13 protein-coding genes are annotated in these 16,569 nt (G+C 63.0%); 3 read left to right on the forward strand and 10 right to left on the reverse strand.

Going from position 1 to position 16,569, the window contains the following annotated elements; genetic code table 11:
- Positions 1-6 precede the first annotated feature (6 nt).
- On the reverse strand, positions 7-1,356 hold the full coding sequence (locus tag SS05631_RS24145) for an adenylate/guanylate cyclase domain-containing protein (protein WP_037416858.1): 1,350 nt from the start codon (positions 1,354-1,356) through the stop codon (positions 7-9).
- A 416-nt stretch (positions 1,357-1,772) separates the two neighbouring features.
- Between SS05631_RS24145 and SS05631_RS24150 the strand changes: the two genes are divergently transcribed.
- Positions 1,773-3,110: a nucleotide sugar dehydrogenase gene (locus SS05631_RS24150; protein WP_037416988.1), complete on the forward strand. Its 1,338-nt coding sequence runs from the start codon at positions 1,773-1,775 to the stop codon at positions 3,108-3,110.
- Here the strand turns inward: SS05631_RS24150 and SS05631_RS24155 are convergent.
- Entirely contained in the window at positions 3,100-4,287 is a 1,188-nt protein-coding gene (locus SS05631_RS24155) for a DUF3095 domain-containing protein (RefSeq protein WP_037416855.1), read from the reverse strand. The two genes, SS05631_RS24150 and SS05631_RS24155, sit on opposite strands and share 11 nt — an antisense overlap.
- A 272-nt stretch (positions 4,288-4,559) precedes the next feature.
- Between SS05631_RS24155 and SS05631_RS24160 the strand changes: the two genes are divergently transcribed.
- Positions 4,560-5,390, forward strand: coding sequence for an MBL fold metallo-hydrolase (locus SS05631_RS24160; protein WP_037416853.1), 831 nt, complete (start codon positions 4,560-4,562; stop codon positions 5,388-5,390).
- On the opposite strand, the gene SS05631_RS24165 is transcribed toward SS05631_RS24160, so the two are convergent.
- The 4 genes from SS05631_RS24165 to SS05631_RS24180 form a co-directional block, all read right to left on the reverse strand.
- Positions 5,377-6,147, reverse strand: coding sequence for a polysaccharide deacetylase family protein (locus SS05631_RS24165; RefSeq protein WP_037416850.1), 771 nt, complete (start codon positions 6,145-6,147; stop codon positions 5,377-5,379). The two genes, SS05631_RS24160 and SS05631_RS24165, sit on opposite strands and share 14 nt — an antisense overlap.
- Positions 6,144-7,241 carry a glycosyltransferase family 4 protein gene (locus tag SS05631_RS24170; RefSeq protein ID WP_037416847.1) on the reverse strand — a complete coding sequence of 366 codons (1,098 nt, stop codon included), beginning with the start codon at positions 7,239-7,241 and terminating at the stop codon, positions 6,144-6,146. Before SS05631_RS24170 ends, SS05631_RS24165 begins: the two co-directional genes overlap by 4 nt.
- Positions 7,242-7,315: 74 nt before the next feature.
- A complete protein-coding gene (locus SS05631_RS24175; protein ID WP_037416844.1) occupies positions 7,316-9,421 on the reverse strand; it encodes a mechanosensitive ion channel family protein in 2,106 nt (701 codons plus the stop codon).
- 204 nt (positions 9,422-9,625) lie between these two features.
- Positions 9,626-10,804 carry a glycosyltransferase family 4 protein gene (locus SS05631_RS24180; RefSeq protein ID WP_037416841.1) on the reverse strand — a complete coding sequence of 393 codons (1,179 nt, stop codon included), beginning with the start codon at positions 10,802-10,804 and terminating at the stop codon, positions 9,626-9,628.
- A 318-nt stretch (positions 10,805-11,122) separates the two neighbouring features.
- Between SS05631_RS24180 and SS05631_RS24185 the strand changes: the two genes are divergently transcribed.
- On the forward strand, positions 11,123-12,358 hold the full coding sequence (locus SS05631_RS24185) for a hypothetical protein (protein ID WP_234828209.1): 1,236 nt from the start codon (positions 11,123-11,125) through the stop codon (positions 12,356-12,358).
- A gap of 41 nt (positions 12,359-12,399) precedes the next feature.
- Here SS05631_RS24185 and SS05631_RS24190 read toward each other — a convergent pair whose 3' ends face one another.
- The 4 genes from SS05631_RS24190 to SS05631_RS24205 form a co-directional block, all read right to left on the reverse strand.
- Positions 12,400-13,587 carry a DegT/DnrJ/EryC1/StrS aminotransferase family protein gene (locus SS05631_RS24190; protein ID WP_037416838.1) on the reverse strand — a complete coding sequence of 396 codons (1,188 nt, stop codon included), beginning with the start codon at positions 13,585-13,587 and terminating at the stop codon, positions 12,400-12,402.
- Positions 13,588-13,681: 94 nt separating this feature from the next.
- On the reverse strand, positions 13,682-14,368 hold the full coding sequence (locus SS05631_RS24195) for a PIG-L deacetylase family protein (RefSeq protein ID WP_037416835.1): 687 nt from the start codon (positions 14,366-14,368) through the stop codon (positions 13,682-13,684).
- A gap of 34 nt (positions 14,369-14,402) precedes the next feature.
- A complete protein-coding gene (locus SS05631_RS24200; RefSeq protein WP_037416832.1) occupies positions 14,403-15,080 on the reverse strand; it encodes a sugar transferase in 678 nt (225 codons plus the stop codon).
- A gap of 55 nt (positions 15,081-15,135) precedes the next feature.
- The gene (locus SS05631_RS24205) at positions 15,136-16,389 is read right to left on the reverse strand and encodes a polysaccharide biosynthesis/export family protein (RefSeq protein ID WP_037416830.1); all 1,254 of its coding nucleotides are present in this window, start codon (positions 16,387-16,389) and stop codon (positions 15,136-15,138) included.
- Positions 16,390-16,569: the final 180 nt, after the last annotated feature.

The following is a 16,569-nucleotide window of genomic DNA, read 5'->3' on the forward strand; positions in this document are numbered from 1 at the left end:
TATCCCTCATTGGAGCATCTTGTCGATCAGGCCGCGAGGCCCCGGCGGCCCGATCTTGTTGCGATAGAGCAGCATGACATGCTCCGCTTCGGAAAGTCCATCCTCCGTCTCGTCGAAGGCGCGTTCCTGTGCGATGGCAGCGAGGGCCGCGTCCTTGGGATAGAGAACCGTAAACTTCTGGCGCACGCCGCGCAGCCTCTCCTGCCCGAGGGTCAGCCAATCGCCGCCGCAATAATTGACGAAGGCTTCGCTGGCGACGACGTTGTGGCCGTATTTCTTCGTGAGATTCTGCAGCCGCTGCACCTCGTTTACCGCCGAGCCGAAAACCGAGAAAGTCAGCCGGTCCCGCAATCCGACATTGCCGAACATGACGTTGCCGACATGCAGGCCGACGCCGTAGCCGATCGGTTCGCGGCCCTGCCTCTTCCGTTCGGCATTGAGAGCGGCGAGCCGGGCGCGCGCCGTACCGACTGCGGCGAAGGCTTCGCGGCTCGCAAGCTCGGAAGGCTCCTTGTGCCGGCCGCAGGGATAGACGGCGATGAAGCCGTCGCCGACGAAGCTCAGGATCTGGCCGCCATGGCGGTTGAACGGCGTCGCGATCGCGTCGAAGAAACCGTTCAGCGTCTCGATATAGGCTTGCCGGCCTTCCCGCTCTGCAAGAACGGTTGAGTCGCGCATGTCGGCCATGACGAGGACCGCGCGAACCGTCTCGCCATCTCCCCGGCGCACCTGGCCGCTGAGGACCCGCCGGCCGGCATTGGCACCGAGATAGGTGGTCAACATGTTGTCGGCGAGCTTGCCGAGCACCGCGACCTTGGCGGCGATGGCCAGATGGTTCTGCAGCCTCAGCAAGGCGGCGATGACGTCATCGCTGAAGCCGCCGTGACGATCGGTCGTCCAGGAGCCGACCATGCCATGCTCGGAGACGGCGCCGAGCGGCTGCATGAAGGCGATATAGTCGGTCGCTCCCTGTTCCTTGAGCTCATCGAAGATCGGGAATTCCGACGGCTGTGCCGGATCGATCCGTCGCCGCACATGGTCGAGATTATTGCTGAGCAGGTAATAATAGGGGCTGCGGAGGAACCGATCGGGATTGAGCGCCAGTTCCTCATGGCGAAGGCCGCTGACCTCGACGCCGCGGCCGCGCCACCAGGTGAAGCCGAGCGCGTCATAGAGCGGGTGGAGCATCGAAAAGGAGAGGTGAACGCGCATGAGCGGCAGGCCGGCCGCTGCCAGCCGCTCGCAGAAGCCGCGCACGATCGTCTCCAGCGATTCGTCGCTGAGCGATGTCCGCATCAGCCAGTCCGCGACCTTGTCCAGGAGGATTTCGGAAACATTGCCGTTGATCGCACTCATTCCACGTCCTCATTTGTCGCGATGGCGGATGTCGACAACGCTCCCGCGGCACCTGGCGAACTACATCGCCTGTCCGGCAGCACTGGCTGTGGCACCCGTCACTAAAGAAAGGCTCCGGCCGCATCTGACGGCGGCGGCGGCGGCGCGCAGCGATCGGATCGCCACGATTTCGCCTTGCAGATATTCACCGCCGGCCCCGATTTCCAGAGACGTTCGCAATTTTTAATCGTGGGAGAATGCTACACGGAACAGGCCCTCCGATTACACCCTGCAATTGCCGGGGTTGCCGATTGGACGCCGCTCCACGATGCTGCCCGCGCTTGACTTCGCGCCGCTTTGTCGCCAACAAAACCGGACCAGCTCGCGCGGCCGCCACGTCGAAAGAGCGGCGCGTCCGCCAACACTTGGAAATGATCTTGACCTCCTCTCATCACGACAGGCTGCTCGAATCGATCGGCGCGCGCACCGCCAAGATCGGCGTCATCGGCCTCGGCTATGTAGGCCTGCCGCTTGCCATCGCGGTTGCCCGCTCGGGTTTTCCGGTCACCGGCTTCGACATCGACCCGGCAAAGATCGTCGCGCTCGACGGCGGCCGCTCCTATATCGAGGCCGTCCCGGACGATGCGCTGAACCGGGAGGCCGCCGCCGGACGGTTTCGCTCGACGACCGACTTCGGCGAGCTCGGCAGCTGCGACGTCATCGTCATCTGCGTGCCGACGCCGCTCACCAAGCACCGGGACCCAGACCTCTCCTTCGTGGAGAAGACATCGCGGTCGATCGCGGCCTGCCTGCGGCGGGGCCAACTCGTCGTTCTCGAGTCGACCACCTATCCCGGTACGACGGACGGGATCGTCCGTTCGATCCTGGAAGAGACCGGCCTGAACTCGGGGGTGGATTTCTTCCTGGGCTTCTCGCCGGAGCGCGAGGATCCCGGCAACCGGAAATTCGAGACGGCGAGCATCCCCAAGGTCGTGGCCGGAGACGGACCGCTCGCGGCAGCGCTGATGGAACGCTTCTACGCGGCCGTGGTCGAGACCGTCGTGCCCGTTTCGTCCAATGCGACGGCCGAGGCGGTGAAGCTCACGGAAAACATCTTCCGGGCGGTGAATATCGCCCTCGTCAACGAGCTCAAGGTCGTCTACGAGGCGATGGGCATCGACATCTGGGAGGTCATCGAGGCGGCGAAGACCAAGCCGTTCGGCTACATGCCGTTCTATCCCGGCCCGGGGCTTGGCGGCCATTGCATTCCGATCGACCCCTTTTACCTCACGTGGAAATCGCGCGAATACGAACTGCCGACCCGCTTCATCGAATTGGCCGGGGAGATCAACTCTGCCATGCCGCGCCACGTGGTGACGCGGCTCGCCGAGGCGCTCGACCGGAGACAGGGCAAGGCGCTCAGCCGCGCGAGCGTGCTGATCATCGGGCTCGCCTACAAGAAGAACGTGCCGGACATTCGCGAAAGCCCGTCGCTGCGGCTGATCGAGCTCATCGAGGAACGCGGCGGGAAGGCGGCCTTTTACGATCCGCATGTCGAGGAAATTCCGCCGACCCGCGAGCACATCGCACTCAAGGGCCGGCGGTCGATCGTCTTCGACGAAAACACCGTGCGCAGTTTCGATGCCGTGCTCGTCGCCACCGACCATGACGCTGTCGACTACCCCGCACTTCGCGACTGGGCGCCGTTGATCATCGATACGCGCAATATCTTCGTCCGCCGCGGCCTCGCAGGCGATCACATCGTCAAGGCGTGATCGCGCGCGCTTGCGGCCCGTCTTCGGCAAGCGTTGCCTTGAGGTTCGTTGCCGCCATGGCATAGCCGCCCGCCGCTCCATCGATGAAGTGCATGTGGTCGCGGCTCATCGGAGACGGCACGATGCAGGTCATTAGAGCGGAATCCTGCCGATGCAGCCCATAGCGGCAAACGCCCGCTTCGGCGCCTCGCTTCAACCGCTCCTCGATCCGGTTCAGGCGATCGGCGCCGACATCGATCGTCATCTTCAAGCCGTCGTCGAATTTGCGGAAGTCGGAATTATTGGCAAGGTCGTGCTTGTACTGGGTGACATCGAACCTGCCGATATTGAGGCCGAGCCTGAAGCAGACGAACAGCAGGGCGCTCTGCAGCGCGATCCATGGCCAGGCCAGGAGGCGCTTGCCCGGTGAGGCGATGGCGCGCGATTCCATGGCGATCCCACGCATCGAAAGGCGAGGCTCGGGACCGCCCTCCGGAACCGGATGGCCGCCGCGCTCCTCGCTCTCGGCGAGCGCCACGACCTCGGCGATCAGCGCCTGAAATTCCGGTCCGTTGCCACGCGCGCCGGGGACCGCGATGATCGACACGATGGCGCCATGATGAGAGACGATCGGATTCCAGCGGCAGGAAAGCCCGCTCAAGTCCGGCCTCGTCCCCGGCGCCGCAGCGTCGATCTGGTAGCGCCCCGCCTTCATCTCCGCTTCCGCCCAGCTTGCGCCGCCGCCCGAGAACATCGCGTAGGAAACCTCTTCGCTCGCCTTGAAGCGGGCGACGCGCATATCGAGACCCTTGGCGCGAATGTCGCCGATCGGAACGAGGGCGGCGCGCAGTTCAAGGCCGAGCTCTTCGGCCACCCAGGTCTTGGCCGCGGCGAGAGCCGTGCGCGCCTTTGCCGACAGGGCGGCGGGTATGGCGGCGAGCGCCCCATCGCCGCCGAAGACGAAAGGCAGGTCCCTTTCCTCAAGCGCGTTCATCAGGGCCGAGATCACGCTGGCGCCCGCCATATTGACGCTCTTGTAGCGTCCCTCGGCGATCGCGCCGGTCGAATTGACGATGTCGGCTACGGCCAGCGACCAGCCCTCCGGCAGGGGCCGGTAATTCGCCTCGTCGGCCACGCCTTCGAACGCTTCGAAAAGCGGCAGGCTCTGGTAGAATTGCATTTCGGCTGGCTCTGCCATCGATGCTGAACCCTTTGGCCAGGGTGGAATTTGGCCGCCACCAATTTTCAGGGTGGGAGCGGAACGCCTCAGTCCTGAATCGCCCCATACAACTTTTAAATCACGTTGGGGCCGACGGTAAGGCTTTCAATTCAGGACCGGCACAGAAATCGTCGACAAGCATTCCGTGGCCGCGAGTGCCAATGGCATTGCAGGACCCTCATGATTTGTGCTTGTCTAGTCAGCGCGCCGGGGCAAAGTGCCCGAGGCGGGCAGGATGAAACCGAAACGGAATGCGGGACGACACCTTTCGAGTGAAGCTTTGGGGCGTCAGAGGCAGTTTGCCGGTGTCCGGCGAGCAGTTCCTGCGCTATGGAGGCAACACGCCCTGCATCGAAGTCCGTTGCGGCGCCGAGGTGCTGATCTTCGATGCCGGCTCGGGACTGCGCGAGGCTGGCCTGTCGCTGATGTCCGAGGGCGTCTCGGAGTTCGACGTCTTCTTCACCCACACCCACTACGACCACATCATCGGGCTGCCCTATTTCAAGCCGATCTACCGCTGCAGCTCGGCGGTGCGTTTCTGGTCCGGCCATCTCCACGGCACGATGTCGACGGCCGAGATGATCAACGACTTCATGCGGCCCCCATGGTTTCCGGTCGGCCCGGGCATCTGTCAGGCAAGCCTCGACACGGTCGATTTCCGTCCGGGCGACACGCTTTCCCCGCGCAAGGATGTTTCGATCCGCACGATGAGCCTCGTCCATCCGGGCGGCTGCGTCGGCTACAGGGTCGACTGGGGCGGCCGCGCCGTCGCGCTCATCTATGACACCGAGCACGAGCCGGGCATACTCGATCCCACCCTCCTCGATTTCATCGCCGACGCTGATCTGCTGGTTTACGACTGCACCTATCTCGAGTCGGAGATGGCGGCCTATCGCGGCTACGGCCACTCGACCGGGATACACGGCTCGCGCCTGGCGATGGCCGCTGGCATTCCGCGGCTTGCCATGTTCCACCACGACCCGTCGCGCACCGACGCGGCGCTTGCAGCGATCGAACAGGAGGTCCAGGCATTCTTCGCGGGCGCCTTCGCGGCCCGCGACCACCAGGTCATCGACCTATGAGATCCGACACTTTCCGCCAGCGACTGGCCGGATGGGTGACGGTAACCTCGAACAGCTTCGACAGAAACGCCCAGACATTCTCGTCATGGACGAGGTGATGCGTCAGGATTCCGACGGAACCTGTGCCGTTCACCACCTGCTCCAGTCTCGCGAGAATGTCTCGAACGATCTGCGCATGATCGCGGCAGCCGCGCGTTCCGCGCCAATCGATGACATCCACATGCGTGTTGATGATCTGGAGGCCGGGCCGCAGGAGAGCGGTGGCCTTGCCGCTCCTCTCCGAACCGAAGACCGACAGCGCCCTGAAGCCGATGGCGCCGAGCCCGGCGACGATTTCCGCATCGATCCGGTTCCATGGCGGGACGAGCAGCGGCACGAAGGAAGCGGGAAAGAGGGTTTTGAGACGGGCATATCCGGCCCGCAATTCGTCGGAGACCGTTCCGCCCTGTCGGTGGCTCCCTAGTTCCTGGCGCTTCTCTCCTGCGGGCGCATGGTTCTCGTGCGACCAGCCATGAACCGCGACGCTGATGTCTCTGCGGCCGGCGAGGCAGCGCTCGAGACGCGCGTCGGTATGTGCAGGAATCACCGCCAGGGTCAGCGGCACCGAAAACCGGTCCGTCAGGTCCAGCAGTCGGTGAAGCGCCGCCGTCGGTTCGACCGCATCGTCGTCGCGCAACCAGAAATCCGCGCTCTCGCCGGCTTCCTGCATCTGGTCGAGCCTGTCGATCAGCGCCTGCCAGATGGCCTCACTCTTCATCCTGCCCTCCTGACGAACGTGCCGAAAATAGTGTCCAGACGCCGAGCGGCGGCAGTGAGCGAGCGCTCTTCGAGCACGAAACGGCGCGCCCGATTGCCGAACTCGGCGCGCATGGCAGCGTCGCCCAGCAAGACCCGGATCGCTTCGGCGATGCTGGCGATGTCGCCCGCCGCGGTGAGCAGCCCGGTGTCCCCGTTTCTGACGACCTCGGGGACGCCGGCGGTCGCCTGCGCCACAACCGGCAGGCCGGCCGCCTGCGCCTCCAGATAGGAAAGACCGTAGGCCTCGCCGCATCCGGGCCAGACATAAAGATCGCTTGCGAAGAGCAGCTCCGCAACCGCTTCGGGTGCATTTTCGCCGGCCCAGGCGAGCCGCTCTTCCGGCAGACCTGCAAAGGCCTGCTGCACCTCCGGGCGCGTCGGGCCGTCCCCGACGACGGTCAGCGTCCAGGGAATGTCGACGATCATTTCGAGTGCGGCCGCGAGCATCCGGTAGCTGTCCAGCTTGTCGCCGGGCCGCATCATGGCGACCGCGATCAGTCGGGCCGCATCCGGTTTTTTCCGCGGCGTTCCCTCAAATTGGGTCGTGTCGATGAACGGAGGCAGCATGGCATATCGCCCCTCCGGTATCGCCTCATCGAGCCCCTTGCGGTCGCGCTCGGTAAAGCAGATGTTCACCGCCGCCTGCCTTGCGCCGGCTGCGATTGCCTCCTGGGCGAGCTTCCACGCCCCCTCGTTGCGACGCGACGAATAGGAGCTTTCGGCCGTCACATAGGGAACGGAAAACTCAGCGGTCAGCGGAGGACCGATCAGGTCGGCGGCCTTGTAATAGGGATGGTAGCAGAACCATGCGTCCGGCGGACCCTCGCTCGCCCACCTCCGGCGAAGCCGGGCGATTTCCGCGTCCGCTTGCTTGCTGAGATCCAGATAGGCCGCGTCAGACGCTTCGCGCGAAAAGGCACGCAGTCGCGACGAGATATCGACCTCATGTCCGCATAGCCCAAGCGCCTCGACCAGCATGCGCGCCATCTGCCTGTCGCCAGAGGGGACGGGATGATCCGGGGACTTCAGCGGCGCGTAGAAGGCAATCCTCATGCGCCGCGAGCTATCCCGCCTTCTCCTCCTGATGTCAACACGGACCGCCAGGCCGCGGCGCCCCCTGCCCCGATCTACTCGGCCGCGGCCTCCCCTCCTTGCTGCGCGGCCAGAGCCGCCTTTTTCTTCTCTATCGCATCCCGGGTCACCGCCGCGGCGGCGGTCGCTTGCCCCTCATCACCGGCGACCTGAACGGTCGGCGAGGCAAAATTGATTCCGTTGGCGTCAAACGCCTCCTTGATCATCGCCTGAGCCCGGCGCCTGATCTGGGTCTGGTGACCTGGCTTGGTCGTCATGGCGAAGCTCAGGGTGATGCCGTAGTCGCCAAACTGCTCAACGCCCTTCATCTTGACGGTCTCGATGATCAGCGGCCCGAGTTCCTCATCCTCGAGGAGCGCAGCACCGATGCCCTTCACGACCTTCTTCACCTTGGCCACGTCGGCATCGTAGGAGACATTGATCATGAACTTGTCGATGACCCAGTCGCGGCTCATGTTCTGGACCGCGCCGAGCGAGCCGAAAGGCACGGTGAACACGGGCCCCCGGTGATGGCGCAGCTTGACGGAACGGATGCTGAAGGATTCGACCGTTCCCATATAGCTGCCGCTCTGGATGTATTCACCGACCCGGAAGGCGTCGTCCATCATGTAGAAGATGCCGCTGATGATATCCTTGACGAGCGTCTGCGAGCCGAAGCCGATCGCGACGCCGAAGACGCCGGCGCCGGCGATCAGCGGCCCGATTTCGACGCCGAGACCGGAGAGCACCATCATGCCGGCGACGACGGCGATGAAGGCTGCGAGAAAATTGCGCAGGATCGGCAGCAGCGTGCGCAGCCGCATGCCGCGAGCTAGCTGAACCGGGTCGGCGACGTCAACGCTTGCCCGCTTGACGTGTAGATTGATGAACTCCTTCGTCAGTTGCCAGATCAGATCCGCGGCGAGCAGAATGACGATGCCGGAAAGCACGCCCCGGAAGATGCGGTTGAAGACGTCGTCCTGCATCATCTCGCTGCCGTTGAAGCGGAAGACGATGGCGAGCCAGGCGGCCGCGAGCGCGATGATGGCGAACCGCGCTCCGCGGTCGATCAGCACATTGCGCATTACCCGGACATTATCGGCCGCCTCTGCGTCCAGCATCGTCCGCGTCGCGGCACTGACGAAACGCAGCAGCGGCGGCAGGCCGAGGAGATAGACCCCGAGCCAGAACAGCACCTTCATGCCGGCAACCCAGACGACCCACAGCAGGATGAGGAAGGCAACGAGCAGCGCGTTGCGCAGGATGAGCCGGCCGCCCGACAGTTCCTGAGCCGGCCGGCGGAGCACCGTGTCGATGCCGATGCCGAGCACGACGAGGCCGAGGCCGGCGCCGGTGAGGTCCCGGACGTCGGGGAGGAACGAAAGGGCCTGCATCATGTCCATGACGGCCCACAGGACAGCGACCGCACAGACCATGACGACGAAGCGCTTGTGCCAGAACCTTGTCACGTCGGCGGCGGGCGACACGCCTGCCTCCTCCGCATTCTCATCTGCCGGCTTCGCCAAGGCCGCAGCGACAGTGATCAGCAGGCGCGCGACGATCAAGGCAATCAGGAGCGGTGCGACCGCCGCCTCCAGCCGGCTCGGCCAGTCGGCAAGGACGAAGGCGGCGATCGCCGAAACTGCAAAGACGACGAGCGGCGCGATGCGAACAAAGGCCGCAAGGCCTGGCCCAGACTGTCCTGCGCTTCGACTTGCACTCCGCCGCAGCAAGTAGCGGAGAAGAAACTCGGCACCGTAGCCGACGAGAAGCACGAAGCCGAAGCCGCGCAGGATCGGCATCGTTCCTTGGTGCATATCTGCCGTTATGCGCTGTCTTGCCGCCATCCACTCGGGAACCAGCCGCGGGGCCGCTTCACGCATGCCGCCGAGGTGCCTTCTGATTTGCGCGACCCATCGCGAGGCAACGCCGCTCGGCGGCGGGGCGGCCGCAGGCGGAGGCGTGATCTGCCTGGCAGAAAGCCATTGCCGCACCTCGGGATCGTCCAGCAGTTCGATCAATTGCTGGACCTTGGCCGGCGGCGCCGTCGCCGCGGCCTCCTGCGCAGCCAGAGGAGAGCGGGAACCCAAACCCAGTTGAAGAACGAAGACGAACAGGGCCAGAACTGCACTTTGCCCAACAAGCCTAAACATCGAACTCATGCAAGCGCCCCCTCATAGCGCGGGACAATCGCGCGAGATGAATTGTATCAAATATTTACGCATACGGCAGGTCAGAAAGCCCGAGGCGCTCAGACAGGCAGTGCAACGGCGCGAGGTCGAAAGATGCTCGGGATCGCTTCGGCCATAGCGCGAACCGGCCTGCCCGGTGATCTTGCCGTAGGTGCGGGCCGACCAAAGCGCAGATTAGCCGGCACTATCAGAGGTCTGCAAAGGCGTCTTCGAGGACTGCGTCAACACGCGCGCGGCCAGCATGTCCCAATCGGCGAGGATCTGCTCAGGCATGTATCTTTGGGCGCTGGCCGCAGCCCTTGCCCCCAGTCGTTCCCTGAGGTTACGATCGGAAAGCATCCTGTCGAGGGCTTTAGCAAGGGCTTCGACATCCTCCTTCGGCACAAGTATGCCGTCGCTCTCATGCGTGATCATAGCCCGTGGACCCCATTCGCATTCGAAGGAGACAACGGGCAGGCCGGCAGCCATGGCTTCCAGCAGCACAATTCCCCATCCCTCGTAACGGGAGGAGAGGACAAACGCATCCGCGGTTTCAATCCAAAGGCCCGGCCTTTCGGTGACCCCGGGCATGTCCACCCGTTTCTGCAGACCGAGCGTCTCGCGCAGGGTCTCCAAGCTACGCCGTTCATCGCCCTCACCCCAGATGACCAACCGCCATGCGGGGTGAGCGCCAGCAATCCTGGCGAAGGCTTCGAGCAAGAGGTCGAAGCCTTTCTGGGGCGTCAACCGGCCGACCGCAGTCAGGATGTTCTTGCCGCGCCTGTTCCGCCAATCCCGCGGCAAGTCGACGGGATTGGCGATGACCCAGCCCTTTTTGCGAATGCTCGGCGGAAAGTAATCCAGCGCCCCTTGGGTCATCGTCACCAGGCCGAATGCTCGAGGGTATAGGCTTGTCTGAAGCCGCCTCCAAAACAGACCGAAGGGCTGTAAAGCCGGGTTGTTGCGCTCAGAGACGACGACCGGAATCGCGGAACCGATCGTCGCCAGTAGCGTCAAGACATTCGTTCGCGTTAGAAAGCTTAGAACAAAATCCGGGCGAGTGCGCCGAATGGCAGAGCGCAAGCGTCCCAACCGCTGCAGCACCAGGAGGGACGACCGCAGCTTCGAGGCTTTGCGGGGCGGTACGCCCAGGCGGACGATCTCGATCTTGGGATCGAAATCGTAATAGGGCTGCGCATCCGGACGCTCGAGGGTGATGAGCGTCACTGCGCAGCCGGTGCTGTTCCAGTGGTTGGCAACGAGATTGACGATGTGCTCGGTTCCGCCCGCGCCGAGCGCCGGAACGACGATCGTTATCCTTGCCCCGGCGATCTGCGGCGATGCGAGCGCTCGAGAATCTGAACGTTTGTCCATCCAGAATTGCCCTCCCCATGCCGAGGTTTCTACTGGCCGCGTGACTAAACACATGGTAGAAATTACGGGAACAAGACTTTGCAATATAGACGCACTTGTATTTCTCGACAGTACGTAAAATGCATTCCTTGGGGCACAACAAGTTTCGTTCCCTCATAGAGCAACTGTGAATTGCAGAAGGGACGCTAACACTAACCGCTTCGTCTAGCTTTTTAAAAGCCGCAGGCATCCGGCCGTAGTCGGGCCGCGGTCGACACCAGCCGGATCGCAATGGGAACGCGATCTCGCCTGATCGTTGCGAAGAGGCGGGAGGGGCAGTTGAAAAACCTGATCGCACTCCTGGTTTCGGTGATTCTGGCGTTCGGAGCCGGGGAGGCGATGCTGCGGTTGCTTACGCCGTTTCCGATCGGCACGCAGTCGCATCGCCATATCGACTCCAAGTACGGCTATCGCCTCGATACCACTCTCGGCGACGTCGACGAGGAAGGCTTCCGAAACCCCGCCGGCGCGCATCACGGCTTTCAAGTCGCGGCGGTCGGCGACTCGATGACATACGGCAACAACGTCGAAAGCGCCCATTCCTGGCCGGCGGTCTTCGAGGCAATCACGGGCGAACGCACCTACAACTTCGGAATTGGCAGCTACGGCATCTACACCTATCACGCGATCGTCGTCGATGCGCTGGCTGCCGGTGCGAAAGGCGCGATCGTCGCCGTTTACCCTGCCAACGACTTCGCGATCGTATTTTCCGCATGCGATATCCTGGACGCGCGATCCGACTTCTGGCTTGCAGAACAGAAGCGACTTCAGCTGCAAGCCTTCATCGGTCAGTCCGGAGGTCATTCGCAATGCACCAAGGCGCGGTCGGCAAGCCTCAAGACGAAGCTCTTCGAGAATGTCGCCATCTTGAGCGCCTATCACTACGCGATCAGGGATCGGGCGAAGAGCTTGTATGCTCGCTTCTTCGCAACCAGCGATCAGGAACTATCCGAATATTATCGGTTTCCGGACGGATGTCCGCCAGTGTCGAAGCGCTATGTCGACGAAGCTGGCCGAATGGCCGATCCGACCTCGCCCGAGGTCGCTGCAATGCTGGCGGATTTCGAGCGCTTTGCGGCCGATTGGGCTGACAGAGGGCGGGGCCGGATCGGACTTTTGGTGCTTCCGACAAAAGAGCGGGTGATCTACGAACATCTGCGCCGCCGTGGCCAGCTCGCAACCGCCGAACCTGGCTTTGTCGCCAGCGTTGAAACGCAGATCGCGCTCGAGGAAGAAATCCGGCAGATCGCCGACCGGCTCGACTTGCCGCATCGCAGCGCCGTTGCCGCAACTGCCGACGCTTTGCAGGCAGCTATCCTGGCCGGGCAGCGTTTTTATCCGGACAGCGACGGCCATCCGTTCGAGTCCGGTTATGAAGCTTTTGCAAGAACCGCATCGTCGTTGTGGGAGGAAATGAAGGCGGCGGCTTCCGAGACACCCGGCATTGGCTGCGAGGGCAGCTGCCCGAGCACGATGCTGCAAAAAGAAGGAGCCGGCGTGGATCAACATCGGTAGCGAGGGCTTGCTGCTTGTTTGTTCAGTTCGCTCTTGCGGAACTATGACCTCTGAGGTCGCGCCTCTTCCGTTGAGCTGGCGCTTGCCATGAGCTCGCGGAGAACCTGTGCCGCCCTCCCGACGGCAGCCGTGTCTAGAGCGGGATCGACCAGGAATGCGAGGCTCGTCTCTCCGAGTTGCCGCGCGTTCGGCAACCGCTCAACCGGACCCATGTTCATATCCACGAATGCCTTCTCGAGGTAGATCTCCGGGCAACTGCCGCTGAAGCAGGCGACCCCGGCACTGTTAATTTCCGCGACGATTCGGTCCCTGCTCCATCCCGGCAACAGTAGCTCCGGCTTCAAGAAGGTGTAGAACCTATACCAAGCATGCCGGACGCCTCGGGGAGGGAGGGGTGTGCGCAGCGCGTCTATCCCGGCGGCCGCCCTGGCGAGAATGGCGGCATTCTGCGCCCTGATGCTGTGCCATTGCTCGAGGCGCCGCAACTGCCGCGACCCCAACACCGCCTGGAAGGAAGTCATGCGCCAGTTCGTCCCGATCGACTCGTGCAGCCAGCGGAACCCCGGCGGGTGCTCTCTGTTGTAGACGGCATCGAAAGACTTGCCGTGGTCCTTGCGGCTCCACGCCTTCTTCCACAGCTCCTCATTGTTCATCGCCACGAGGCCGCCTTCGCCTCCGGTGGTGATGATCTTGTCCTGGCAGAAGGAGAAGACGGCAATGTCGGCGAAGCTGCCGACCGGGCGACCGTCAATTTCAGCGCCATGCGCCTGGGCGCAGTCCTCGATGACCCACAGACCGTTTTCGCGGGAAAATTCCATGATCGCCGGCATGTCACAGGGCCAGCCGGCAAGGTGGACGGCGATAATGCCCTTGGTTTTCGCTGTCAGTTGCTCCCTGATGGTTCCTACCGTGATGTTCTGGCTGTTGCGGTCGACATCGGCAAAAACGGCGACCCCGCCCGCCATCGGCACCGAAGAGGCCGAGGCGATGAAGCTGCGTGGCGTAACGATCACTTCGTCGCCGGGCTGAAGTCCGAGCGCAAAGAGCGCCAGGTCCAGCGCCACGGTTCCGTTCGCCAGAGCCACCGCGTGCTTCACCCCAAGAAAGCGCTCATAAAGCGCCTCGAAGTTGCGGACATGCGGTCCCGTCCAGGCATTCACCTCGCCCGATCGAAGCACCGAGACGACATCCTCGATCTGCTCCTCGTCGTAGATTGGCCAACGCCCCATGTGTGCCTCCCGCTCGTATTCATCCGCCTCCGGCCATGGCCGAAAGAGTGTATCGAAAATCCAACGGACACTGCCGCGGTCGGTGGTCTCCGGTTCAAACGACGTGCCGAACCAGGACGAAGGCCTCGGCCGCAGCACACATCACGGTTGCCCCACGCAAGGTGGCGAGGGCCCGCAGGGCCGCTATGGAACGCTCGTGCGGTGGTTCGCGCAGCTGCGATGCAAAGAGCTGCATTGCCTCAACCTTCGCCTCGAGATGCTCGCTGATGTCGACAAAAAAATTCGGCAGAAATCCTGGAGACAAGTACGGAGCATTCCAGTTCGTTTCCGAAAGCGTTTCGTAGGCGAGGATCAGTTTCGGAAACCCCGCCTGGTGCGGCCGGCAGGCCACCAGGGCCGAGGTGAATGTCAGCTGATGGTCCATGTGCATGTCGCCCGCGAAGGGAACGAGCACTGTTTGCGGGCGTAGACGAAGAACAAGGTCGAGCAGCGCACCGTTGACGGAAGCATGTGCGGTTTCGGCAAGCTGTGCAGCAGGCAAACGCAGCCAAAGGGTTTCCCGCACGCCCAAGACCCGGTGCGCCTCCATCGCCTCGGCCTGCGTCCTGGCGATCGTTGCGGCGTCGAAAGTGGGCGGCTTTCCCTCGGTTACGATGGCGACGAAGACCTCCTCGCCCCGCGACGCCAGCTTTGCGATGGTCCCGCCGGCACCCAGCACCTCATCGTCAGGATGCGGAGCGACGACCAATGTGCGGCCGAAAGAGGAATGCGAACCGTCCATGGAACCTCCGAGAGCCCCTGCCGCCATCGCATCGCTATCCGTGGCTGCGACCCGCACGAATGACGCGCAGAAAATCCTTGGCGACTTTCAAATGCATTTCATCGACACGCTCGCCCAAGACGATCGTCTTCAGTGTCAACAGGAGAATTCGCCCATCGAGCCAAAGACTGGCGTGCGCGACATACCAGAGGTCAAGCGCGATCTTCTCCTCGTCCGACAGCAACGTATTGCCATTCACCTGCGCCCAGCCCGTCATGCCGGGAGCGACCAGTGAGCGCAGGCGGCCGAGATCGCCGAAGCTTGCGACCGTGGCCAACGGAAGCGGGCGGGGGCCCACGATCGACATGTCGCCTGCCAACACCGCAAGGAGTTGCGGGAGCTCGTCGCAGCGGAGCCTGCGCAGCAGCGAAGTCGCAGCCGTCTGTCGCATGTCGTCCGGCAACAATGTGCCGTCCGGTCCGCGCGCGTTCGTCATCGTCCGAAACTTGGTCACCGTGATGGCACGCATGCCCGCACCGGCGCGCGTCTGGGTGAAGAGCAACGGCAAACCGAGGCTCGCCCAAACCACCATCGCCGTTACCGCCATCAGCGGCAGGCAGAGGACGAGGAGCAAGCCGCCAAGCGCGCACTCAGCTATTCGCTTGAGACGGTATGATCCCGACGGGGCGGGCAGAGCAAAAGCGAAAACTGCATGCTCTCGACTGGGCTTCACTTCGATGTCCCCTGGCGCGTGGAGCACGGTTTTCAGTATCACTTGTCTACGAATGCTACATTCCGGCGATACTCACGACGACGACATCGCCTGGCAGCAATTCTGTGACGAGGGACGCCTGCAGGCTGGTCGGCTTGCCGCCAACTGCGCTTCGACGGACCTCGTAAGCATAGGAGATCTGATTCTTCTTCGATTCATCGCGGGCCACAGCGGCGAGGAGAAGGATCTGCTCTTCAGCCGAACGCTGCTCCGCAATCAGCTTTTTGATGGCAATTTCACGCTCCTGGAGCTGGGTCAGAATATCCTTCTTCCTGTCAGCTGCGAGCTTTGCCAGCTGCAGTTTCAGCTCACTCATCTCCTGGCGCGTACGCGCAAGGGTCGCGAAGGTTTCCAGCAGTTGCGCCTTTTCCGTTGCCGCACTGTTCTCCGCGCGAGAAAGCTCGCTCTCAGTGTTCAACCCGCGCTGCCGGAGCGCGCCGACGCGCGCCACATCGTCGACGCTGTTGCTCACGATATCTTTCTGCTGCTGCACCAGCTCGTTCAGGATCTCTATCCCACCCTCGGCCTGGGCAATTCCTTCCGTCAGAATTTGCGCTTGCGATCGATAGGCGGCGAGATCCTCCTTCAGGATCTTCTCCTCAAGCTCGATGACGCCGTCGACAGGCAACTCCTCGACATGCGTGCGGGCGACTTCCGGGACGTCTTTCAGGTCGACCTTCTCGCTGGATTTCAACTGCGCCGCAAGTCGCGCCGCATAGACGGCCTCGTGAACGATTTCGGCTTTTGCGGCCTCTATCTCGGCGCGCAGGCGGGCGCGTACGATCAGCCGGTCGGACGCGTTCGCCGTCACCACCTGCATACCGCCCGCAAGGCCGATCGCCTGCTCGACCGTCAGGCCGCTGTAGAAGGGAAACGAACCGGGGCTCCTGACCTCGCCGAGGACGAAAATCGGCCGGAAGGTCGAAATATTCAGAGACAGCTTCGGATCGACGAGGATGTCGCGTCTCCGGTACTCGCTGCCAAGCTTTTCAATCGCCTCCGTTATCGTGAGACCCACGACGTTGACGCCGCCGATAAGGGGGAACTGCGCTTCGCCGTTGCCTGAAACGGTCGCCGTTATCGGCAGCTCGGCATCGTCGAGGAAGTCGAAGGTCAGGACATCTCCGGCGTTGAGCCGATAATCACTGGCAGACGCAGGCGGGGCCGGGCCTACCACGAGTCCGACTGCCAACAGCACGATCGCCAAAAAATACGTGCCCCAAACCCTTAGGGACAAGCTCGTGGCCGATAGCGGAGGTAACGTCCCCATCGCAACCGCCCTCCAAAAGCAACAAAGAAAAGGCTATCAAAATATCTCGCGCGACTATATTCTCCCTCATACTGTCCCGTCAAAGGATTTTAGTTGTTTTTTGCGCCGGTGACCGGCAAGGCGACTTACCTGGACGCTCAAACACGACTGCGCCCAGGGGGCCGCGCGGGTGTTCCTGCC

Origin of the sequence: Sinorhizobium sp. CCBAU 05631, assembly GCF_002288505.1 — a bacterium.
GTDB classification, from domain to species: Bacteria; Pseudomonadota; Alphaproteobacteria; order Rhizobiales; family Rhizobiaceae; genus Sinorhizobium; species Sinorhizobium fredii_C.